This is a genomic window from Streptomyces sp. SID5910, assembly GCF_009862125.1.
Lineage (GTDB): Bacteria > Actinomycetota > Actinomycetes > Streptomycetales > Streptomycetaceae > Streptomyces.
In genome coordinates this window covers 1-22107 of record NZ_WWHX01000258.1, presented here as the reverse complement: position 1 = coordinate 22107, position 22107 = coordinate 1, and the positions used below count along the sequence as shown (strand labels likewise).

Genomic DNA, 22107 nt, shown 5'->3' with positions numbered 1-22107 from the left:
TAAGCTGATCGACAAGCCGCTGATGCGCAACGTGCTGGCCGACCTCGCGATCGAGTCGGAGGCGGCGACCACGCTCGCGCTGCGGCTGGCGGCGGCGTACGACGACGGGGGCGAGCGGGAGCGGGCGCTGCTGAGGCTGGCGGTGCCGGCGGCGAAGTACTGGGTGACCAAGCGCTGTGCGCCGGTGGCGGTGGAGGCCGCCGAGTGCCTGGGCGGCAACGGCTACGTCGAGGAGTCCGGGCTGCCCCGGCTGGTGCGCGAGTCGCCGCTGAACTCGATCTGGGAGGGCGCCGGCAACGTGCAGGCGCTGGACGTGCTGCGGGCGCTCGCGCGGGAGCCGCTGGCGATGGACGCGTATCTGACGGAGGTGGGCCTCGCCCGGGGAGCCGACCACCGGCTGGACGCGGCGATCAGGGGCCTGCTGACGGAACTGGCCGATCTGGAGGCCGCCGAGGGGCGGGCCCGGCGGCTGGTGGAGCGGCTGGCGCTGGTGCTCCAGGGCTCGCTGCTGGTGCGGTACGCGCCGCCGGAGGTCGCCGACGCGTTCTGTGCCTCGCGGCTGGGCGGCGACGGGGGCGCGGCCTTCGGCACGCTGCCGCCGACCCTGGACCTGGCGTCGGTCGTGAAGCGGGCCCGTCCGGTGGCCTGATCCGGCCCCGGCGGCGCGCTGAAGACCGCGCGGCACGGGGGTGGTGCTGCGCCGACACGGCACCACCCCCGCCACACAGGCCCGTTCAGGCCGCGTACGCCGCTCGAGACGGCGTGGCCCAAGTTTCGGACACGGTCACGGCCGTCCACCAGGGTTGCAAAGGGTTGCAACTTGCTGCCGACTGTGTGCGGACTGTGTCCGTCCGTCAGGGGAAAGCGGTCAGTATTGAGACGAACATCCGGGACGATCACGGGCTCCCCGCCGGCCGGCCGCGCGGGCCCTCGCCCCGGGCCCTGCTTCTGCTTCTGCTTCTGCTTCTGCTTCCGGAAGGACGAGGACCAGTGGCGCTCTCGCCGATGGACGTGCCGCAGTTCGCCGCCGTCGACACGGCGCGTGCGGCGCGGATGCTCAGCGAGGTCCGCTCCGCCAGACTCTCGGGCACGCGCGCCCCGGCGGCGCCGCGTCCGGTCATCGAGCAGTCCTGGGCGCGGATGCTGCGCGGCGGCGTCGACCCGGACCACGACGTCCGCGCCGGGCTGCTGTCCCGGGAGGAGGTGCGGCGCCGGCGGGAGGCCTCGCCGCTGCGGCACGTGCTGCCGGTGCTGCGGGAGGGGCTGCTGTCGGTCGCGGACGTCGCCCACCACATCATGGTGGTCGCCGACGACGAGGGCCGGGTGCTGTGGCGGGAGGGCAGCACGCCGGTGCTGCGCAAGGCCGACGGGCTCGGCTTCGAACTCGGCGCGGACTGGCGGGAGGACGTCGTCGGCACCAACGGCGTGGGCACGCCGGCGGTCACCCGGCGGCCGGTGCAGGTCTTCGCCTCCGAGCACTTCGTGCGCTCCCAGGCGGCCTGGACCTGCGCCGGGGCGCCGATCACCGACCCGCGCAGCGGCCGGCTGCTCGGCGTGGTCGACGTGAGCGGGCCGCTGGAGACGATGCACCCGGCCACGCTCGCCTGGGTCGACTCGGTGGCCAAGCTCGCCGAGGCCCGGCTGCGCGAGCTGCACGTGCGGTCGCTGGAGCGGCTGCGCGCGGTGGCGGCGCCGGTGCTGGCCCGGCTCGACGGGCGCGCGCTGGTGGTGGACCGGGACGGCTGGACGGCCGCGGTGACGGGGATGCCGTACACGGAGCGGGTGGTGCTGCCGGGGACGCCGGCGGCGGGTCCGCGGTGGCTGCCGGCGTTCGGGGAGTGCGCCGTGGAGCCGCTGGCCGAGGGCTGGCTGGTACGGGTCGCCGCCGAGCCGGTGCCCACCGGAGCCCCCCGGATCGTGCTCGACCTCGGGCGGCCGCGCCGCTGGACGGTCCGGGTGCTGGACGGCGCCGGGCCCTGGGAGCGGGAACTGAGCCCGCGCCACGCCGAACTGCTGTACCTGCTGGCCGTCCGGCGCGCCGGACGCAGCGCCGCGGAACTGGCGGAGGACCTCTTCGGCGACCCGGCGCGCACGGTGACGGTGCGGGCCGAGATGTCCCGGGTCCGGCGCTACCTCGGGGCCTATCTGCGGCACCGGCCGTACCGTTTCCGCGACGACGCCGAGGTGGAGGTCCTCCTCCCGGACGATCCCCGCGACCTGCTGCCCGGCTCGACCGCGCCGGCGGTGGCGGAGCGCCGGGCGCCGGTCCCGGCCGGGCCGCCGCCACCAGCCCCGGACAGCCCCGTATAGCCCCCGAAAGGTGGTTCGTTTCCGCATATTTGCAGAGTCCGGCTCCGCGGGCCCCTCCGCCTGCCGTAGCATCCTCCACGGACCGCCCCCGCTGCTTCTCGGTCAACGCACGGAACACCGGGCGCAGTTGGATCGGGGCCCGTGGAGGTTCTATGAAGCAGCGCGGCAGACACCGCCGGCGCCGTCGGGGCAGGGCGCTGCGCGCGGCCCTGACCGGGGCCGCCCTCGCGCTCACCGGCGCCGCCACCATGATCAGCGCCTCGCAGGCCACGGTCGCCGGCGACCCCGGCGCCCTGAAGCCGCTCGCCGCGACCGACGCGCTGCGGCTCACCGAGCACCGGGTGCCCGCGCCCTGGCTCGACCGGCTCTCCGCCGCGATGGGCGGGCCGGTGGGCGCCGACGCCGTCCTCGGCTCCGCCGACCGCACCCTGCGCGACGCCGCCGACTGCGCGGCCGGGGAGCGCGAGGCCCTGCCGGTCTCCCCCGCGGCCACGCGCGCCTACTGCTGGGACGCCGAGGACACCCGGGGCTGGCGGCCGGGCGCGGTCACCACCTCGTCGGACGCCGGCGCGGGCGGCCGCTGGGGCTCCCACCGGGTCGTCCTGTCCGCCTGGAGCCGCGACGACGGCACGTCCGGGGACGGGATCGCCCGGGTCTCCTTCGTCGACGCGGACGATCCCGCCCGCCCCGTCTACACCTCGGCGCTGCTCGCCGTCCCGGTGGACGGCGGACGCGACTACCGGGCGCTCACCTCCCCCGTCTCCGGCATGGTCTGGTACCGGGACAAGCTGCTGGTCACCGCCGGCACCGGGGACCGCAACGCGCTGTACGTGTACGACGTGGACCGGATCCAGCGCGCCGGCGCCGACGCCGGCGCGGTCGGCCGGGTGCCCGGCGGCTGGGCGGCGTACGGCCACCGGTACGTGCTGCCCGCCGTCGCCTCCTACCGCCTCGCCGACACGCCGGACGCCGCGCGGCCCGCCGCGATCTCCCTGGACCGCGGCACGGTCCCGGCCGGCCTGGTGGCGAGCGAGTACGTCCCCGCCGGCGCCGACCGGCCCACCCGCCTGTGGCGCTACGCGCTCGGCACCGACCCGGCCCACGCCGGGCTGGCGGCCACCGACTCCGCCGGGCACGTGGACGCGCGGGAGGCGTACGAGACGGGGGCGACCGAGGTCGCCGGCGTGCTGGCCCACCGCCCGGCCGGCGCGGCGCGCTCCGACTGGTACCTGGACGGGCCGGCCGGCGACCGTGACGGACGCGGGACGCTGTGGCGGCAGGACACGGAGGGCGCGCGGGCCACGGAGTGCGGTGCCGACGCGTCGCGCCAGTGCTGGAGCGGACCGCCGGGTTCCCTGTCGTACGGGGCGGGGACCGACGAGGTCTGGTCCCAGTCGGGGGACATGCTCTTCACGCTGCCGCTGACCTCGGTGGACGAGGCGCTCGGCTGACGGCGGGGGCCCCTCCACGGCGGACTCCGACCAGGATCCGCCGGGCGCGCGACCGGATCGACAGATCTCGCGGCCGGATGATTCCCTGACCGGCATGACCAACATCGCCGTGACCACCTGGTCCCTGGAGCAGACCGCGCCGGCCGATCTGCTGCCGGCCGCCGCCCCGGAGGGGGACGTGCGGATCGTCCGCGCCGAGGTGCCCTCGCCCGAGTTCAGCCGCTTCCTGTACGCCTCCGTCGGCGGCGACATCCGCTGGACGGACCGGCTGGGCTGGACCTACGCGCGGTGGCAGGAGCACCTCCAGCGGCCCGGCGTGGAGACCTGGGTGGCCTACGACCGGGGCACGCCCGCCGGGTACGTGGAGCTGACGGCCGGGGACGACGGCGTCGTGGAGATCGAGTACTTCGGCCTGATCCCGGCCTTCCGCGGCCGGCGCATCGGCGGGCACCTGCTGTCGTACGGGACCGCCCGCGCCTGGGATCTCGCGGACCGCTGGCCGGGGCTGGCCACGACCAAGCGGGTGTGGCTGCACACGTGCAGCAAGGACGGCGAGTTCGCGATGGACAACTACCAGCGCCGCGGCTTCCGCCTCTTCGACACCAAGGTCGAGGAAGAACCGGAGGTGCGCACTCCGGGTCCCTGGCCCGGCGCCTTCCCGTCCTGACCTGCTCCGAAGCGTCCCTTTTCGGCCTGTGTGAGCCACGACACCCCTGTCTCGCTCTACGGGACAGGGGCGTCCGCATTTTGGACGAAGGTGGACTGTGTCCAGATCGCCGTGCCACGCTTCCGTCATGTCCGGAACTGGAATCGCCTTGGTGAGTCGGCGGCACGTCGACCTCGGCCGCATGTCCAGCGCCATCTGTCCGATGCGCTGAGAGCTCCTCCAGCACCACCCGGATTTCTCGCATTCGCCTCCTCCCGCGCAACGAAGCGCACGTGTACCCATGCGCCCGCGCGCAGGTCAGAGCCGCATTCCGCCTGTCCCGAAGGACGTGTCAACCATGGCCGCCACCCCGCCGAAGCCTGCTGCCACGACTCCCCGCCGCAAGGTGAGCCGTCACCGTGGCGAGGGTCAGTGGGCTATGGGTCATTTCACCCCGCTCAACGGCAACGAGCAGACCAAGAAGGACGACGACGGTCTCAACGTACGGACACGTATTGAGACGATCTACTCCAAGCGGGGATTCGACTCCATCGACCCCGGTGACCTGCGCGGACGGATGCGCTGGTGGGGTCTGTACACCCAGCGCAAGCAGGGCATCGACGGCGGCAAGACCGCGATCCTGGAGCCCGAGGAGCTGGACGACAGCTACTTCATGCTGCGCGTCCGCATCGACGGCGGCGCCCTGACCACCGCTCAGCTGCGCGTCATCGGCGAGATCTCGCAGGAGTTCGCGCGCGGCACGGCCGACATCACCGACCGGCAGAACGTCCAGTACCACTGGATCCGGATCGAGGACGTGCCCGAGATCTGGCAGCGCCTGGAGGGCGTCGGCCTGTCCACCGTCACCGCCTGCGGCGACACGCCCCGCGTGATGATCGGCTCCCCGGTCGCGGGCATCGCCGAGGACGAGATCATCGACGGCACGCCGGCCCTGGAGGAGATGAAGCGCCGGGTCCTGAACAACCCGGCCTACTCGAACCTGCCGCGCAAGTTCAAGACCGCGATCTCCGGCTCGCCCGTGCTGGACGTCGTGCACGAGATCAACGACGTGGCGTTCGTCGGCGTCGAACACCCCGAGCACGGCCCGGGCTTCGACCTGTGGGTCGGCGGCGGCCTGTCCACCAACCCCAAGCTGGGTGTGCGCCTGGGCGCCTGGGTGCCGATCGAGGACGTGCCGGACGTCTACGAGGGCGTCATCTCGATCTTCCGCGACTACGGCTACCGGCGGCTGCGCAACCGCGCCCGCCTGAAGTTCCTGGTCGCCGACTGGGGCGCGGAGAAGTTCCGTCAGGTGCTGGAGGACGAGTACCTGAAGCGCGAGCTGACCGACGGTCCCGCGCCCGCCGAGCCGACGACCCGCTGGCGCGACCACATCGGCGTGCACCGACAGAAGGACGGCCGCCACTACGTCGGCTTCGCCCCGCGCGTCGGCCGCGTCGACGGCACCACCCTGACGAAGATCGCCGACCTCGCGGAGGCGCACGGCTCGGGCCGGGTCCGCACCACCGTCGAGCAGAAGATGATCATCCTCGATGTCGAGGAGGGCCAGGTCGACTCCCTGGTGGAGTCCCTGGAGGCGCTGGACCTCTCCGCCCGGCCCTCGACCTTCCGGCGCGGCACCATGGCCTGCACCGGCATCGAGTTCTGCAAGCTCGCCATCGTCGAGACCAAGGCGCGCGGCGCCTCGCTCATCGACGAACTGGAGCGCCGCCTGCCGGAGTTCGACGAGCCCCTCACCATCAACCTCAACGGCTGCCCGAACGCCTGCGCCCGCATCCAGACCGCGGACATCGGCCTCAAGGGCCAGCTGGTTTTGAACGACCAGGGCGAGCAGGTCGAGGGCTACCAGGTGCACCTCGGCGGCGCGCTGGGCCTGGAGCCCGGCTTCGGCCGCAAGGTGCGCGGCCTGAAGGTGACGGCGGCGGAGCTGCCGGACTACGTGGAGCGCGTGCTCAAGCGCTACCAGGCCGAGCGCGAGGACGGCGAGCGCTTCGCCACCTGGGCGGCCCGTGCCTCGGAGGAGGCGCTGTCATGAGCGAGCGTGCCGCGCCCTTCTACTGCCCCTACTGCGGCGACGAGGACCTTCGGCCGAGCGAAGAAGGTCACGGCGCCTGGGAATGCGCGGCGTGCAACCGCGCATTCCAGTTGAAGTTCCTCGGGCTGATGGCCTGCGGACTTCAGCCCAACTCCACGGGAGGGGAACCGACATGACGGCCACTCAGGAACAGCGGACGACCGAGGAACTCAAGGCGCTGGCCGAGCGGGCGGGCCGCGAGCTGGAGGACGCCTCGGCACTGGAGATCCTCCAGTGGGCCGCGGAGTCCTTCGGCAGCCGCTTCTGCGTGACCTCCTCCATGGAGGACGCGGTCGTCGCCCACCTCGCCTCCCGCGCCCTGCCCGGCGTGGACGTCGTGTTCCTCGACACCGGCTACCACTTCCCGGAGACCATCGGCACCCGGGACGCGGTCGAGGCCGTGATGGACGTCAACGTCATCACGCTCACCCCGCGCCAGAGCGTCGCCGAGCAGGACGCCGAGTACGGCCCGAGGCTGCACGACCGCGACCCCGACCTGTGCTGCGCGCTGCGCAAGGTGAAGCCGCTGGAGGAGGGCCTCGCCGGCTACCTGGCCTGGGCGACCGGCCTGCGCCGCGACGAGTCCGAGACCCGCGCCAACACCCCCGTGGTCGGCTGGGACGAGAAGCGCCGGAAGGTGAAGATCTCCCCCATCGCCAAGTGGTCACAGGAAGATGTGCAAACGTACGTCGCCGAGCACGGAGTCCTCACCAACCCGCTGCTGATGGACGGCTATGCCTCCGTGGGCTGCGCGCCCTGCACCCGCCGGGTGCTGGAGGGCGAGGACGCCCGGGCCGGCCGCTGGGCGGGCCGCTCCAAGACCGAGTGCGGACTGCACGGCTGACATGACGACGACCACCGAGATTCAGGAGAACCACGTGACGACCGGAGCCACCGTCTGGCTCACGGGTCTGCCGAGCGCCGGCAAGACCACCATCGCGCACGAGCTGGCCGGCCGGCTGCGCGAGGAGGGCCACCGCGTCGAGGTGCTCGACGGCGACGAGATCCGCGAGTTCCTCTCGGCGGGCCTCGGCTTCAGCCGCGAGGACCGGCACACCAACGTGCAGCGCATCGGCTTCGTCGCCGAACTGCTCGCCCGCAACGGCGTCACCGCGCTGGTCCCGGTCATCGCGCCGTACGCGGACAGCCGGGACGCGGTGCGCAAGCGGCACGAGGCGCACGGCACCGCGTACGTGGAGGTGCACGTGGCCACTCCGGTCGAGGTGTGCTCGGTGCGCGACGTGAAGGGCCTGTACGCCAAGCAGGCCGCGGGCGAGCTGACGGGGCTCACCGGCGTCGACGACCCGTACGAGGAACCCGTCACGCCCGATCTGCGCATCGAGTCGCAGGACCAGACCGTCCAGGAGTCCGCCGCGGCGGTGTACGCCCTGCTCAGCGAAAGGGGACTGGCATGACGACGACCGTCGCCACGGTCAAGGAGGGCGAGGGCGCCGCGAGCAGCCCGTACGCCCTCTCCCACCTCGACGCCCTCGAGTCCGAGGCGGTGCACATCTTCCGCGAGGTGGCGGGCGAGTTCGAGCGGCCGGTGATCCTCTTCTCCGGCGGCAAGGACTCCATCCTCATGCTGCACCTGGCGCTGAAGGCGTTCGCCCCCGCGTCCGTGCCGTTCTCCCTGCTGCACGTCGACACCGGGCACAACTTCCCCGAGGTCCTGGACTACCGCGACCGCACGGTCGAGAAGCACGGGCTGCGCCTGCACGTGGCCTCCGTGCAGGACTACATCGACCGGGGCGTGCTCAAGGAGCGCGCGGACGGCACCCGCAACCCGCTCCAGACGCTGCCGCTGACCGAGAAGATCCAGGCGGAGAAGTTCGACGCCGTCTTCGGCGGCGGGCGCCGCGACGAGGAGAAGGCCCGCGCCAAGGAGCGGGTGTTCTCGCTGCGCGACGAGTTCTCCCAGTGGGACCCGCGCCGCCAGCGCCCGGAGCTGTGGAACCTGTACAACGGCCGGCACGCCCCCGGCGAGCACGTCCGGGTCTTCCCGCTGTCCAACTGGACCGAGCTGGACGTGTGGCAGTACATAGCCCGCGAGGGCATCGAACTGCCCGAGATCTACTACGCCCACGAGCGCGAGGTGTTCGCGCGCGCCGGGATGTGGCTGACCGCCGGCGAGTGGGGCGGCCCGAAGGACGGCGAGACGGTGGTCGAGCGGCGGGTCCGCTACCGCACCGTCGGCGACATGTCCTGCACCGGCGCGGTCGACTCCGACGCCGACACCATCGAGAAGGTGATCGCCGAGATCGCCGCCTCCCGGCTCACCGAGCGCGGCGCGACGCGTGCCGACGACAAGCTCTCCGAGGCCGCGATGGAAGACCGCAAGCGCGAGGGGTACTTCTAGACATGAGCAGCACCACCGAGCCCGTAGAGCCGCTGTCGGTCGAGCAGTTGTCGGAGACCACCCTGCTGCGGTTCGCCACCGCGGGGTCCGTCGACGACGGCAAGTCCACCCTGGTGGGCCGTCTGCTGCACGACTCCAAGTCGGTCCTCGTGGACCAGCTTGAGGCCGTGGAGCGCGCCTCCGCTAGCCGCGGCCAGGAGGCCCCCGACCTCGCGCTGCTCACCGACGGCCTGCGCGCCGAGCGTGAGCAGGGCATCACCATCGACGTGGCCTACCGCTACTTCGCCACGCCCCGGCGCCGGTTCATCCTGGCCGACACTCCCGGGCACGTGCAGTACACCCGGAACATGGTCACCGGCGCGTCCACGGCCGAGCTGACGGTGGTCCTGGTCGACGCCCGCAACGGCGTCGTCGAGCAGACCCGCCGGCACGCCGCGATCGCCGCGCTGCTGCGGGTGCCGCACGTCGTGCTCGCCGTCAACAAGATGGACCTGGTCGAGTACAAGGAGTCCGTGTTCGCCGCCATCGCCGAGGAGTTCACGGCGTACGCGACCGAGCTGGGCGTCCCGGAGGTCACCGCGATCCCGATCTCGGCGCTCGCCGGCGACAACGTGGTGGAGCCGTCCGCGGTCATGGACTGGTACGGCGGCCCGACGGTCCTGGAGCACCTGGAGACCGTCCCGGTCAGCCACGACCTGGCGCACTGCCACGCCCGGCTGCCCGTGCAGTACGTGATCCGGCCGCAGACCGCCGAGCACCCCGACTACCGGGGCTACGCGGGCCAGATCGCCGCCGGCACCTTCCGCGTCGGCGACGAGGTGACCGTGCTGCCGTCGGGCCGCACCTCGAAGGTGTCCGGCATCGACCTGCTGGGCGAGCCCGTCGACGCGGCCTGGACGCCGCAGTCGGTGACGCTGCTGCTGGAGGACGACATCGACGTCTCCCGCGGCGACCTGATCGTGCCCAGCAAGGACGCCCCGGCCACCACCCAGGACGTCGAGGCCACCGTCTGCCATGTCGCCGACGCGCCGCTGACCGTGGGCCACCGCGTGCTGCTCAAGCACGGCACCCGCACGGTCAAGGCCATCGTCAGGGACATCCCGGCCCGCCTCACGCTGGACGACCTGTCGCTGCACCCGCACCCCGGGCAGCTCGTCGCCAACGACATCGGCCGGGTGAAGATCCGCACCGCCGAGCCGCTGCCCGCCGACTCCTACGCCGACTCCCGCCGCACCGGTTCGTTCATCCTGATCGACCCGAGCGACGGCACCACGCTCACCGCCGGCATGGCCGGCGAGTCCTTCGCCGCGCCCGAGCCGGTCAAGGACGAGTCGGACGACGACGGGTGGGACTTCTGAGCATGAACTCCCCCGACTTCTACTCCACGTTCGCGAAGGAGGGCGGCCGCGTCGGCAGCGGCGCCCTCGGCAGCGGGCAGGGCGGAGTGGCGCGATGTGTGCGCTGACGTACGCGCACTGCCCGCGCGCCCGCACCCCCCACCCGCACAGCCGAAGACCTGCCGACCTCCCGGCCACGACCTGACACCTCGGACGAACCGACAGGCGTGACCGCCGGGCCAACGAGAGGAAAGCCTCCCGTGCCTGCCAGCACCGCTCTGCGCCGCACCCTCGCGGTCATAGCCGCCCTGCCGCTCCTCACCCTCGCCGCCTGCGGGTACGGCTCCGAGTCCGAGGGCGACGACAACGCCAAGGTGGCCGCCGGCGCCGAGAAGATCGACGGACTGGACTCCGTCCGCATCGGCTACTTCGGCAACATCACCCACGCCACCGCCCTGGTCGGGAACCAGAAGGGCTTCTTCCAGAAGGCGCTGGGCGGCACGGAGGCCAAGTACGCGACCTTCAACGCGGGCCCGTCCGAGATCGAGGCGCTGAACTCCAAGTCCATCGACATCGGCTGGATCGGCCCCTCCCCCTCGATCAACGGCTACACCAAGTCGGACGGCAAGAACCTGCGGATCATCGGTGGTTCGGCCTCCGGCGGCGTGAAGCTGGTGGTGAACCCCGACAAGATCAAGTCCCTGAAGGACATCAAGGGCAAGCGCATCGCGACCCCGCAGCTCGGCAACACGCAGGACGTGGCGTTCCTCAACTGGATCGCCGAGCAGGGCTGGAAGGTCGACGCGCAGAGCGGCAAGGGCGACGTGACGGTCGTCCGCAGCGACAACAAGGTCACCCCGGACGCCTACAAGTCCGGTTCCCTGGACGGCGCCTGGGTGCCCGAGCCGACCGCCTCCAAGCTGGTCGCCGAGGGCGGCAAGGTGCTGCTGGACGAGTCGACGCTGTGGCCGGACAAGAAGTTCGTGATCACGAACATCATCGTGTCGCAGAAGTTCCTCAAGGAGCACCCGAAGGCCGTCGAGGCCGTGCTGAAGGCCTCGGTCGACACCAACGAGTGGATCAAGGCCAACCCGGAGGAGGCCAAGGCCGCGGCCAACAAGCAGCTGGAGAAGGACACGGGCAAGGCGCTGCCGGCCGAGGTCCTGGACCCGGCGTGGAAGTCGATCGAGGTCACCGACGACCCGCTGGCCGCCACCCTCGACTCGCAGGCCGAGCACGCCGTGAAGGCGGGTCTGCTGGAGGAGCCCGACCTTCAGGGCATCTACGACCTCACGCTGCTCAACAAGGTCCTCAAGGCCAAGGGGCAGCCCGCGGTCGACGACGCCGGCCTCGGCGTCAAGTAAGTCCGGACCCGACCATTCCCAGGAGGTGACGACCATGGCCACGACCCTCGCCAAGGCCGCCGACGGCACCGGTGCGGCCACGCACGCCGCCCGGATCGAGCACGTCTCGAAGTCGTTCGCGGGACCCGCCGGACAGCAGCTCGTGCTGGACGACATCACCCTCGATGTCGCGCCCGGCGAGTTCGTCACCCTCCTGGGGGCCTCCGGCTGCGGCAAGTCCACGCTGCTGAACCTGGTGGCGGGCCTGGACAGGCCGAGCGCCGGCGCGATCAGCACGGACGGGCGGCCGGCCCTGATGTTCCAGGAGCACGCCCTGTTCCCGTGGCTGACCGCGGGCAAGAACATCGAACTCGCCCTGAAACTGCGGGGCGTGCCGAAGTCCGAGCGTCGCGACAAGGCCGAGGAACTGCTCGAGCTCGTCCGGCTGAAGGGCGCCTACGGCAAGCGGGTCCACGAGCTGTCGGGCGGCATGCGCCAGCGGGTCGCGCTGGCGCGCGCGCTCGCCCAGGAGAGCAAGCTGCTGCTGATGGACGAGCCGTTCGCGGCGCTGGACGCCATCACGCGGGACGTGCTGCACGACGAGCTGACCCGGATCTGGCGCGAGACACGGCTCTCCGTCCTGTTCGTCACGCACAACGTACGCGAGGCCGTGCGGCTCGCCGAGCGCGTGGTGCTGCTGTCCTCCCGCCCCGGGCGCATCGCGCGCGAGTGGACGGTGGGCATCCCGCACCCGCGCCGCATCGAGGACACCGCCGTGGCGGAACTGTCCGTCGAGATCACCGAAGAACTGCGTGGGGAGATCCGCCGCCATGGCCAGCACTGAGACGACCAGCCCGGCGAAGGACGCCGGCGACCTCGCCGGTCTGGAGGCGGGCCTCGACGCACTGGAGACGGTGCAGCAGGGCCGCAAGCCGTTCCGGCAGACCTTCGTCGAGAAGATCCTGCCGCCCACGGTCGCGGTGCTCCTGGTCCTGGCGATCTGGCAGGGGCTGGTGTCGTTCGGCATCGTCGACGACCCGTCCAAGCTGCCCGCCCCGTCCGACGTGTGGCACGTCGTCCAGCAGGCCTGGCTCCAGGGCGACCTGCTCGGCTACATCTGGACCAGCGTCTCGCGCGGCCTGCTCGGCTTCTGCTTCGCCCTGCTGATCGGCACCCCGCTCGGGCTGGTGGTGGCGCGGGTGAAGTTCGTGCGGGCGGCGATCGGCCCGATCCTGTCCGGGCTCCAGTCGCTGCCGTCGGTGGCCTGGGTGCCGCCGGCCGTGATCTGGCTGGGCCTGAACAACTCGATGATGTACGCCGTCATCCTGCTGGGCGCGGTGCCGTCCATCGCCAACGGCCTCGTCTCCGGCGTCGACCAGATCTCCCCGCTCTTCCTGCGGGCGGGCCGCACGCTGGGCGCGACGGGGCTGAAGGGCACCTGGCACATCGTGCTGCCGGCCGCGCTGCCCGGCTATGTGGCGGGGCTCAAGCAGGGCTGGGCGTTCTCCTGGCGCTCCCTGATGGCCGCGGAGATCATCGCGTCCTTCCCCGACCTGGGCGTGGGCCTCGGCCAGTTGCTGGAGAACGGCCGCAACGCCAGCGACATGGCCATGGTCTTCGAGGCCATCCTGCTGATCCTGGTCGTCGGCATCGCCATCGACCTGCTGATCTTCAGTCCGCTGGAGCGGTGGGTGCTGCGCAGCCGCGGTCTGCTGGTGAAGAGCTGAGGTACGACATGTCCACGCCGGTCCTGCTGGTCATCGCCCACGGCAGCCGCGATCCGCGGCACGCCGCGACCGTGCACGCCCTGGTCCGCCGGGTCAGGGCGCTGCGCCCGGACGTACGGGTGGAGACCGGCTTCCTGGACTTCAACGTCCCCTCCGTGCAGGGCGTCCTGGAGTCCCTGGAGACGGAGGGGGTGCGGGACGTGGTGGCGCTGCCGCTGCTGCTGACCCGCGCCTTCCACGCCAAGGCCGACATCCCGGCCGTCCTCGCGGACGCGCCGGCGCGGCTGCGCATCCGGCAGGCGGAGGTCCTCGGGCCCTCGCCGCTGCTGCTGTCGGCGCTGGAGCGGCGCCTGTACGAGGCGGGACTCACGCCCGCCGACAAGTCCTCGACCGGGGTCGTGCTGGCCTCGGCGGGGTCCTCCGACCCGGAGGCGATCGCAGTGATCGCAGAAATCGCGCGGGAGTGGCGGCGCACCGGTTGGTGCGCCGTGCGGCCTGCGTTCGCCTCCGCATCCCTGCCCCGCACCGAGGACGCGGTCCGCGAACTGCGTGCCGCCGGCTGCGCGCGTGTCGCCGTCGCCCCGTACGTGCTGGCCCCCGGTTTCCTGCCGGACCGCATCGCGCGGGGCGCGGCCGGCGCGGACGTGCTGGCGGACGTCCTGGGCCCGGCTCCGGAGGTGGCGCGGCTGCTTCTGAAGCGCTACGACGCCGCCCGGGCGGCTGCCCTGCCGGCCCTGGTCGCGGTCGGCGCCTGACGCCGGTCAAGCACCGGGCGCGGTCAGCTCCACCAGCTTGACGACGGTGTTCCAGTTGCGGCTGGTGGCGATCACACCCTTGTTCACGCGGGGCTTGGACAGTGCCTCGGCGAGCTTGGAGCGGCCGAGGCCGTCCGGGGCGTACAGGTACAGGGCGCGGTCGCCGAGCCGGAACTCCTCGGGGAGGAACGCGGCCCGGTCGAGCGACGCGAAGCGTTCCTCGCCGACCGGCGCGGAGAAGTAGGTGACGTGGAGCTGCTTGGGCTCCAGGTCGGCGGCGGGGAAGGGGCAGGCCTCGGCGACGGCCCGCAGATAGGCGTGGTCGCGCACGATGACGTCCACGAGGAAGCCGAAGTGCTTCTCGATCGCCTGCGACAACTCGGCGGCCAGGGACTCCTCGTCCCCGTGGCCGGAGGTGAACACGGCCTGCCCGCTCTGGAGATGGGTGCGTACGGCGTCGTGCCCGAGACCTTCGAGCAGCGCGCGCAGCTCGGCCATCGGGACCTTCTTCGCGCCGCCCACGTTGATCCCGCGCAGCAGCGCCGCATACGTCGTCGTCATGGGCACACCATAGGTCCTGTCGTCACATTCCCGGCGTCCGCCCGAAGGGCGGGCACGGCGGCGTCTGGTGCGTGCGATCGCAAGGCGCCGGAGCGCCTTCGTGGCGGAGCCACGTAGGCGGTTCGGCAACGCGGCGAGCGTGCGTGCCAGGCGCCGCCGTGCAGGCGGGAATGTGACGACAGGGCCTACGGCCGTCGTGCCCCGTGGGGGTGGGCACGACGGCCGGTCCGCCGGGCGGACGTGCGCGTTACTCTCGCCGATCCGCGGGGCGGGGTTCAACCACTACACGCGCCTGTGACTTATTCAACAACCCTGCGGAAGGAAACCTGGCGGAATCCCGGCCTCCGGGCGCACCCTGATCACCGCCCCCGAGAGGGCCGGATAGATGTAAGGGACCGTCGTCCTCCCCAGCGGTGAGATCGGACCTGCGAGGGGATGAGCCGGGCCCGTCCCACTTCACCGGTGAGCACGACGAGACGGACCTGTCCGGGCCATACCGTCGAAGCGGAAGGTGGCGGCAGGGGCCGCAACCGCAGACGAGGGGGCAAGCCCGTCATGGGGAACGGAGACACACGGGTGCGGGGGATCGCCGCCCGGGCCGGCGGCTGGAGCGCCCGGCACCGATGGGCTGCCGTCGGGATCTGGGTACTGTTCGTCGTCCTGGCGATGGGGCTCGGTTCGGCAGCCGGCCGGGTCGACGTCAACGAGAGCGACCAGATGGGCGGCGAGACGCACACCGCCGCCCGGATCGTCGAGGACGCCGGGATCGACGAACCGGCCGGTGAGACCGTCCTGATCCAGGCGAAGGACGGCAAGCTGACGGCCACGGACGCCGAGTTCCGCGCCGCCGTCACCGCGGTCGTCGAGGCGGTGGAGGGCACCGGCGAGGTCACCGGCGTGACCTCGCCGTACGAGGCGAGGACGATCTCGAAGGACGGCCGCAGCGCGCTGGTGCAGTTCGACATGCGCGGCGAGGCGGACACCGCCGGCGAGCGCGTCGAGCCGGTGCTGAAGGCCGTCGAGGGAGTCCAGAAGGACCACGGGTCGCTGCGGATCGAGGAGATCGGCGGCGCCAGCATGATGAAGACGTTCGACGACGCGTTCGGCGACGACTTCCAGAAGGCCGAGTACTCCGCGGTGCCGGTGGCCCTCGGCATCCTGCTCGTCGCGTTCGGCGCGCTGGTCGCCGCGCTGGTGCCGGTGGCGCTGGCGATCACCGCGATCATGGCGACGATGGGTCTGATGGGCCTCGTCAGCCACTTCCAGCCGATGAGCGACACCGCCAACTCCGTGATGCTGCTGGTCGGTCTGGCCGTCGGCGTCGACTACTGCCTGTTCTACCTGCGCCGTGAGCGCGAGGAGCGTGCCGCGGGCCGGGACGCCCAGACCGCGCTGCGGATCGCCGCCGCGACCAGTGGCCGGGCGATCGTCGTCTCCGGTGTCACGGTGTGCGTGGCGATGGCGGGCATGCTGTTCACCGGCATCGCCGAGTTCGAGGCGATGGGCCTGGCCTCGCTGATGGTCGTCGCGGTCGCCATGGTCGGCTCCGTGACGGTGCTGCCTGCGCTGCTGTCGCTGCTGGGCGAGCGGGTGGAGAAGGGGCGCGTCCCGTTCCTGCGCCGGCGCCGGCCGAGTGGCACGAACGAGGGCAGCCGGTTCTGGACGGCCGTGCTGAAGCGCGTACTGGCCAAGCCGCTGCTGTCCGCCGCGGTCGCCGTCGGCGCCCTGCTGGCCGTCGCCGCGCCCGCGCTGGGCATGAAGACGCAGAACCTCACCCTGGACCAGGAGTTCGGCGACTCCCTGCCCATCGTGGGGACCTACAACCGCGTCAACGACGCCTTCCCCGGCGGCTCCGACCCGGCCCAGGTGGTCGTCAGGGCCGACGACATCAACGCGCCCGAGGTGCGGACCGCGCTCGCCGACTTCCGGGACCGGGCGATCAGTTCGGGTGCCTCGCGCGGTCCGGTCGACATCACCATGCACGACGAGCAGAACGTCGCCCTGATCCACGTCCCGCTGGTCGGCGGCTCGGACCAGGACAAGGCCGGCGAGAGCCTGGACAAGCTCCGCGACGACGTACGGCCCGCCACGCTCGGCAAGGTCGACGGCGTCGAGGCCCCGATCACCGGGCAGGTGGCCGGGAACAAGGACTTCAACGACCAGCTCGTCGGCTCGGTCGCGCCGGTCTTCGCGTTCGTGGTGGTCTTCGCCTTCCTGCTGATGCTGCTGTCGTTCCGCTCCCTGACGGTGGCGATCACCTCGATCGTGCTGAACCTGCTGTCGGTGGGCGCGGCGTACGGCATCCTCGTCGCCGTCTTCCAGCACGGCTGGGGCGCGTCGCTGGTGGGCGCGGAGGGTGTCGGTGCCATCGTCACCTGGCTGCCGCTGTTCCTCTTCGTGATCCTCTTCGGCCTGTCGATGGACTACCACGTGTTCGTGGTCTCGCGGATCCGTGAGGCGCGGCTGCGCGGCCGGACGACCCGGGAGGCGATCCAGCACGGCGTGGTCACCACGGCCGGGGTCGTCACCAGTGCCGCGGTCATCATGGTCGCCGTGTTCGCCATCTTCGGCACGCTGTCCATGCAGTCCATGAAGCAGATGGGCGTGGGCCTGGCGGCGGCGGTGCTGATCGACGCGACGATCATCCGCGGTGTGCTGCTGCCGGCCGTGATGGCCCTGCTCGGCGAGCGGAACTGGTACCTGCCGAAGTGGCTGCACCGGCTGCCGGACCTCACGCACGACGAGGCGCCCGAGGCGGTCGCTCCGGTGGCCCGGGACGACGAGGGCGAGCGGGTCGGGGTCTGAGCGGTCCGTACACGGTGAAGGGCCCGTCGGTTCGGGGGAACCGACGGGCCCTTCGCCGTGACCGGCGCGCGGTCAGGACCGCGCCGCCGCCAGCTCGGCCTCGATCAGGTCGGCGGCCCGCCGGGTGCCGCCCTCCTGGGCCATCCGCGCCTGGATCTCCTTCAGGCGGGCGGCCACCTCCGGGTCGTCGACCAGGGCGAGGGCGGCGGTGCGCAGCGCCTCGGCGGTGGCGTCCTCGGTGGCCAGCTGCCGGGCCACGCCGAGCCCCTGGAGCACGTCCGCGTTGCCGAACTGGTCCGCGGCCTGCGGTACGGCGATCATCGGGGTGGCCGTGGCCAGTCCCTCCTGGCTGCCGCCGGCGCCCGCGTGCGTGACGAACAGGTCGGCCTGCTGGAGGACCGCCAACTGCGGCACCCACGACCGCACTTCCACGGTGTCCGGTACGTCGCCCAGCTCGGCGGGGTCGACGTGGCTGCCGATCTGGAGCACCACGTGCCAGCCCGGCAGGTCGCTGAAGGCCCTGACGCACTCCCGGTAGAAGGCGGGCTGCTTTGTGAAGGCGGACCCGAGGGAGATCAGCACGACCTTCTCGGCGCTCTCGGGACGCGTCCACGCGCCCTCGGCGGTGCGGTCGCCCTGGCAGGCGCCGACGAAGGTGTACGTCTTCTCGTCCACCCTGTCGGCGTTGGGCTGGAGCGCCTTGGGGATCAGGACCAGGGAGCGGTCCGGCCGGCCGAGGAACGGGTCGGGGTCCTGGGTGATCCCGTTCTCCTCCAGCCAGGCGTGGAAGCGGGCGTAGTACGCCCGGCCGCGCTCGGTCCTGCGCGGCTCCTCCCACATCGGCTCGGCGACCTCCTGCTCGTAGCCCTCCCAGGCGACCAGGCACGGGGAGAGGGAGACGGCGGGTACGCCCCAGCGGTGGGCGAGGACGCGGGCCGGGTAGGAGGCGATGTCGTGCAGGATCAGGTCCGGCTCGTCGCCCTCGTACGCGTCGATGAGCTGGGGCAGCGCCTGGACGGCGTCGTTCAGGAAGGGCTCGACGTTGTCGAGCAGCGTGGTGCCCCACGCCTCCGGGTCGGCGTCGGGGCCGGGCAGCGTGCTGTTCCACAGCTTGGGTTCGGCGCCCGTCCCGGCGACCTTCTCCGCGAAGAGCGGCGGGATCGCGTACGTCACCCGGTGCCCCCGTGCGACGAGCTCGCGGATCACCTCCAGGCTGGGGTTCACGTGGCCGTGTGCGGCGATGGAGAACATGGCGATATGGGCGCGACTGGTCATGCCACGACCGTATGCGAGACGAGACGTCTCGTGCAAGGTGTTTCCGTGAGCGCCGTGTCAGCGCTGGTAGCGGGCGAGTACGAGGTTGCCGTCCTCCTCCAGCCGCTCCCTCAGCTCCTCCATGCCGATCGCCCCGCTGTAGTACTCCTGGAGCGCGGGGGTGGCCACCTTGTCCTTCCACTCGGGATAGCCGCGGACGGTCTGCGCGGGTGCCGGGCGCAGCTGGGCGGCGAGGGCGGTGCCGGTGGCCCAGCCGTGCTCGGGCGTGTGCAGGGCCGGGTCCGCCAGCGCCCGGGTGCCGGTGGGCAGCATCCAGTCGCCGAGGGCGAGGCGGACCATGTTGTCCGGCTGGAGGAGGAAGTCGACGAAGGCGGCGGCCTCCTTCTTGTGCGGGCTGTCCTCGGCGACGGACAGCGTCTGCGGGCTGACGCCCTGGACGAGCCCGTCGGCGCCGGCCGGGGCGGGCAGGACCTGCCAGTCGAAGCCCTCGGGGGCCTGCTGTTCTATCTGCTGGCGGTAGGAGAAGCCGAGCGGCACCATCGCGTACTTGCCGGCGAAGAAGCCGGGCAGGGTGTCGGAGCCGCCGCTGCCCAGGGTGGAGGCCGAGGCGCTGCGGTCCCGGCCGACCTGGTCGTGGATGGTGCGGGGCACCACCTGGTCGGCCTCCTCGAAGCGGACGGTGACCCTGCCGTCCGCGTCGCGGTGGAACAGCTGACCGCCGGTGGACAGCGACAGGTTGAGGGTGGCGGACACGGGCTCCTTGAGCGGCCAGGCCACGCCGTACCTCCCGTCGCCGCTCAGCCTCTCGGTCACCCGCTGGAACTCCGGCCAGCTCCAGGGGCGTTCGGGGGTGGGGATCCGGACGCCGGACTTCTTCAGCAGGGCCGTGTTGGCGATCAGGACCCGGGGTTCCTGGAGGAACGGGACGCCGTAGATCCCGTCGCCGAAGGTGACCGTGTCCCAGCTGTGGCGCGGGATGTCGTTCTTCAGCCGCTGGGGCAGCAGGCCGGTGAGGTCGGCGAGGTAGCCGCCGTAGGCGAAGTCCGCGAGGTCGTCGGAGGCGTCGTGGATGATGTCCGGCGCCTCGCCACCCTCGAAGGAGGTGAGGAGCTGGTCGTGGACGCTGTCCCAGCTGCCCTGGACGTACTCGACGCGCACGTCCGGGTGGGCCGCGTTCCACTCCGCGACCAGTTCCTTGTTGGCCTCGACGGACTCCTCCTGCCAGGCCAGGGACTGGAAGCGCAGGGTGATCCGGCCGTCGTCGGCGTCGCCGCCGGCGCCGGTGCAGGCGGTGAGCAGCAGGGCGAGCGCGATGAGCAGGGTGATGGTCCTCGTACGCATCAGCTCTTCACCGCCCCGGCGAGCATGCCGCCCGTGATCCGCCGCTGGATGAGCGCGAAGACGACCAGCGAGGGCAGGGTCGCGAGGAAGGCCGCCGCCGCGAGCGGTCCGAGGTCGGCGACGCCCTCGGCCCCGATGAAGTGGGTGAGCACGACCGGCAGGGTCTGTTTCCCGGGTGTCTTCAGCAGTACCAGCGCGAAGAAGAACTCGTTCCACGCGGTGATGAACGCGAACAGCGCCGTCGCCACGATCCCCGGCGCCAGCAGCGGCGCGGTCACCGAGACGAGGGTGCGCAGCCGCCCGGCCCCGTCGACCGCCGCGGCCTCCTCCAGCTCGGCCGGCACGGCCCGGACGTATCCCGCGAGCATCCACAGGGCGAACGGCAGCGACCACACGACGTACACCATCACCAGCCCGGGCACGGAGTTGATCAGCCGCAGGTTCTTCAGGACCAGGAACAGCGGGATGATCAGCAGGACGAACGGGAAGGCCTGGCTGACCACGACCCATCCGGTGGCCGCCCTGGTGAGCCGGCCGCGGTGCCGGGCCATGACGTACGCCATCGGCGTCGCGATCACCACGGCGACGACGGCGGCGGCGAGCGCGGCCAGCAGCGAGTTGAGCGCGGCGTGCAGCAGCGGCTGCTCGTCGAAGGCCTGCCGGAAGTTGTCGAGGGTGGGGTCCTTCGGGATCCAGGTGGGGTGGAGGCTCGCCAGCTCGCGCGGCGGTTTGAACGCGGTGGAGACGAGCCACAGGAACGGGAAGGCCAGGAACACGAGATAGGCGAGCAGCGCGGCGTACTGGCCGACGCGGGCTCCGGTCGACGTCCTCACGCCTCGTCACCTCCCCGGAGCCGGCCGACGAGGAAGACGGCCAGCAGGACCGAGATCACGGCGACCATGACGCAGCCCATCGCCGCCGCGTAGCCGAACTGCCCATAGCGGAAGGCCTCCTCGTAGGCGAAGAGCATGGGCAGCCGGGTCCGGCCGCCGGGCCCGCCGTTGGTCAGCACGTAGACCAGGGCGAAGGAGTTGAAGTTCCAGATGAGGTTGAGCGCGGTGATGGCGAGGGCGACCGGCTTCAGGGCGGGCCAGGTGACCGTGCGGAAGCGGCGCCAGGCACCGGCGCCGTCGACGGCGGCGGCCTCGTGCAGCTCGCGCGGGGTGTTCTGGAGGCCGGCGAGCAGAGCGACCGTGGTCTGCGGCATGCCGGCCCAGACACCGACGACGATGACGGCGGGCAGGGCGGTGGCCAGGCCGCTGAGCCAGTCGCGGCCGTCGCCGAGGCCGAGGTCGCGCAGGGTCTCGTTGAGAATGCCGGCGTCCGGGTTGTACACGAGCCGCCACATGATGCCGACGACGACCTCGGGCATCGCCCAGGGAATGATCGCGAGGGCGCGGGCGAGCCAGCGCAGCCGCAGGTTCTGGTTCAGCAGCAGGGCGAGGCCGAGCGCGAGCAGGAACTGCGGCACGGTGACGCCGAGGGCCCACACCAGCCCGATGCGGAACGACTCCCAGAACAGGCTGTCGTGCAGCAGGTCCTGGAAGTTCAGGGTGCCGATCCAGCGGGTGGGCTCGGTGCGTCCGGACTGGGCGTCGGTGAAGGCCAGCAGGATGCCGTAGAGCAGCGGTCCGACGCTGAGGACCAGGATGGGGATCAGCGCGGGCAGCACCAGGAACCAGGCGCCGTGGTCGGGGCCGCGCCGTGGCCGGTCCCTGCCGGGCGCGCGGCGCGCCGGTCTCCTCACCTCGGTCACCGGTGTCACGTGGTCAGCCCTTTCGCGCGGCTCGGACGGGCCTGGTCATGGTCGTGAAGGCGCTGTGCCCCGTCAAGGGACCGCGCACACGCTCCCACCTGTGCGAATGCGACACTGGCCGACGGATGGCGGGATCGTGACGGTGCCGCCGCCCCGCAGGGACGCGGACGGGCACGGACGGACACGGAGGGCGGACGATGGACGAGGCACGGGCGCGGGAGGTGCTGGCCGCGGCGGAGGTGCTGCCCGGCCCGGCGCGGGAGGCGCGGCTGCTCGCCCTCGGCGAGAACGCGGTCTTCGCCGCCGGCGACCTGGCGGTCAAGGTGGGCCGCGACGCCGGACTCGC

General features: G+C 72.1%; 21 protein-coding genes and 1 pseudogene. 17 read left to right on the top strand and 5 right to left on the bottom strand.

What is annotated here, in order from left to right; genetic code table 11:
- From GTW67_RS09025 to GTW67_RS08955, 15 genes are all read left to right on the top strand, one after another.
- Nucleotides 1–649, top strand: a 649-nt coding sequence (locus tag GTW67_RS09025) for an acyl-CoA dehydrogenase family protein (protein WP_272920475.1), incomplete at its 5' end; no start/stop codon positions are given.
- Between the two features lie 341 nt (nt 650–990).
- Nucleotides 991–2310 carry a GAF domain-containing protein gene (locus GTW67_RS09020; RefSeq protein WP_161164284.1) on the top strand — a complete coding sequence of 440 codons (1320 nt, stop codon included), beginning with the start codon at nt 991–993 and terminating at the stop codon, nt 2308–2310.
- A 152-nt stretch (nt 2311–2462) separates the two neighbouring features.
- The gene (locus GTW67_RS09015; RefSeq protein ID WP_161164283.1) at nt 2463–3761 is read left to right on the top strand and encodes a hypothetical protein; all 1299 of its coding nucleotides are present in this window, start codon (nt 2463–2465) and stop codon (nt 3759–3761) included.
- Between the two features lie 94 nt (nt 3762–3855).
- Nucleotides 3856–4428, top strand: a complete 573-nt coding sequence (locus GTW67_RS09010; RefSeq protein ID WP_161164282.1) for a GNAT family N-acetyltransferase — start codon at nt 3856–3858, stop codon at nt 4426–4428.
- A gap of 127 nt (nt 4429–4555) precedes the next feature.
- Entirely contained in the window at nt 4556–4639 is an 84-nt protein-coding gene (locus GTW67_RS38465) for a putative leader peptide (protein WP_343234115.1), read from the top strand.
- 126 nt (nt 4640–4765) lie between these two features.
- The gene (sirA, locus tag GTW67_RS09005) at nt 4766–6463 is read left to right on the top strand and encodes a sulfite reductase SirA (protein WP_161164281.1); all 1698 of its coding nucleotides are present in this window, start codon (nt 4766–4768) and stop codon (nt 6461–6463) included.
- Nucleotides 6460–6639, top strand: coding sequence for a hypothetical protein (locus GTW67_RS09000; protein WP_161164280.1), 180 nt, complete (start codon nt 6460–6462; stop codon nt 6637–6639). The genes sirA and GTW67_RS09000 overlap by 4 nt, the downstream gene beginning before the upstream one ends.
- Nucleotides 6636–7346: a phosphoadenylyl-sulfate reductase gene (locus GTW67_RS08995; RefSeq protein ID WP_161164279.1), complete on the top strand. Its 711-nt coding sequence runs from the start codon at nt 6636–6638 to the stop codon at nt 7344–7346. The genes GTW67_RS09000 and GTW67_RS08995 overlap by 4 nt, the downstream gene beginning before the upstream one ends.
- A 1-nt stretch (nt 7347) precedes the next feature.
- Nucleotides 7348–7917 (top strand): adenylyl-sulfate kinase, encoded by a 570-nt coding sequence (gene cysC, locus GTW67_RS08990; protein WP_161164278.1) that lies wholly within the window; start codon nt 7348–7350, stop codon nt 7915–7917.
- The gene (gene cysD / locus GTW67_RS08985) at nt 7914–8861 is read left to right on the top strand and encodes a sulfate adenylyltransferase subunit CysD (protein ID WP_161164277.1); all 948 of its coding nucleotides are present in this window, start codon (nt 7914–7916) and stop codon (nt 8859–8861) included. The genes cysC and cysD overlap by 4 nt, the downstream gene beginning before the upstream one ends.
- A 2-nt stretch (nt 8862–8863) precedes the next feature.
- On the top strand, nt 8864–10219 hold the full coding sequence (cysN, locus tag GTW67_RS08980; RefSeq protein WP_161164276.1) for a sulfate adenylyltransferase subunit CysN: 1356 nt from the start codon (nt 8864–8866) through the stop codon (nt 10217–10219).
- Nucleotides 10220–10458: 239 nt separating this feature from the next.
- Nucleotides 10459–11562 (top strand): aliphatic sulfonate ABC transporter substrate-binding protein, encoded by a 1104-nt coding sequence (locus GTW67_RS08970; RefSeq protein ID WP_161164275.1) that lies wholly within the window; start codon nt 10459–10461, stop codon nt 11560–11562.
- Between the two features lie 34 nt (nt 11563–11596).
- Nucleotides 11597–12385, top strand: a complete 789-nt coding sequence (locus GTW67_RS08965) for an ABC transporter ATP-binding protein (RefSeq protein WP_161164274.1) — start codon at nt 11597–11599, stop codon at nt 12383–12385.
- Nucleotides 12372–13268 carry an ABC transporter permease gene (locus GTW67_RS08960; RefSeq protein WP_161164273.1) on the top strand — a complete coding sequence of 299 codons (897 nt, stop codon included), beginning with the start codon at nt 12372–12374 and terminating at the stop codon, nt 13266–13268. Before GTW67_RS08965 ends, GTW67_RS08960 begins: the two co-directional genes overlap by 14 nt.
- An 8-nt stretch (nt 13269–13276) precedes the next feature.
- Entirely contained in the window at nt 13277–14023 is a 747-nt protein-coding gene (locus GTW67_RS08955) for a sirohydrochlorin chelatase (RefSeq protein ID WP_161164272.1), read from the top strand.
- 6 nt (nt 14024–14029) lie between these two features.
- Here the strand turns inward: GTW67_RS08955 and GTW67_RS08950 are convergent, their stop codons facing one another.
- Complete coding sequence (locus tag GTW67_RS08950; RefSeq protein WP_161164271.1) at nt 14030–14584, bottom strand: DUF1697 domain-containing protein; 555 nt, start codon at nt 14582–14584, stop codon at nt 14030–14032.
- 555 nt (nt 14585–15139) lie between these two features.
- On the opposite strand from GTW67_RS08950, the gene GTW67_RS08945 reads away from it, so the two are divergent.
- Nucleotides 15140–17389, top strand: a complete 2250-nt coding sequence (locus GTW67_RS08945; RefSeq protein WP_161164270.1) for an MMPL family transporter — start codon at nt 15140–15142, stop codon at nt 17387–17389.
- A gap of 72 nt (nt 17390–17461) precedes the next feature.
- Here the strand turns inward: GTW67_RS08945 and GTW67_RS08940 are convergent, their stop codons facing one another.
- From GTW67_RS08940 to GTW67_RS08925, 4 genes are read right to left on the bottom strand one after another with little or no spacing between them, the layout of a single operon-like run.
- On the bottom strand, nt 17462–18664 hold the full coding sequence (locus tag GTW67_RS08940) for a glycosyltransferase (protein WP_161164269.1): 1203 nt from the start codon (nt 18662–18664) through the stop codon (nt 17462–17464).
- A 57-nt stretch (nt 18665–18721) separates the two neighbouring features.
- Nucleotides 18722–20005, bottom strand: coding sequence for an ABC transporter substrate-binding protein (locus tag GTW67_RS08935; protein WP_161164268.1), 1284 nt, complete (start codon nt 20003–20005; stop codon nt 18722–18724).
- Complete coding sequence (locus GTW67_RS08930) at nt 20005–20838, bottom strand: ABC transporter permease subunit (RefSeq protein ID WP_161164267.1); 834 nt, start codon at nt 20836–20838, stop codon at nt 20005–20007. The genes GTW67_RS08935 and GTW67_RS08930 overlap by 1 nt, the downstream gene beginning before the upstream one ends.
- Nucleotides 20835–21770, bottom strand: coding sequence for an ABC transporter permease subunit (locus GTW67_RS08925; protein WP_161164266.1), 936 nt, complete (start codon nt 21768–21770; stop codon nt 20835–20837). The genes GTW67_RS08930 and GTW67_RS08925 overlap by 4 nt, the downstream gene beginning before the upstream one ends.
- Before the next feature lie 188 nt (nt 21771–21958).
- Here GTW67_RS08925 and GTW67_RS08920 point away from each other — a divergent pair.
- Nucleotides 21959–22107: pseudogene (locus GTW67_RS08920) on the top strand (aminoglycoside phosphotransferase family protein); the annotation flags it as partial.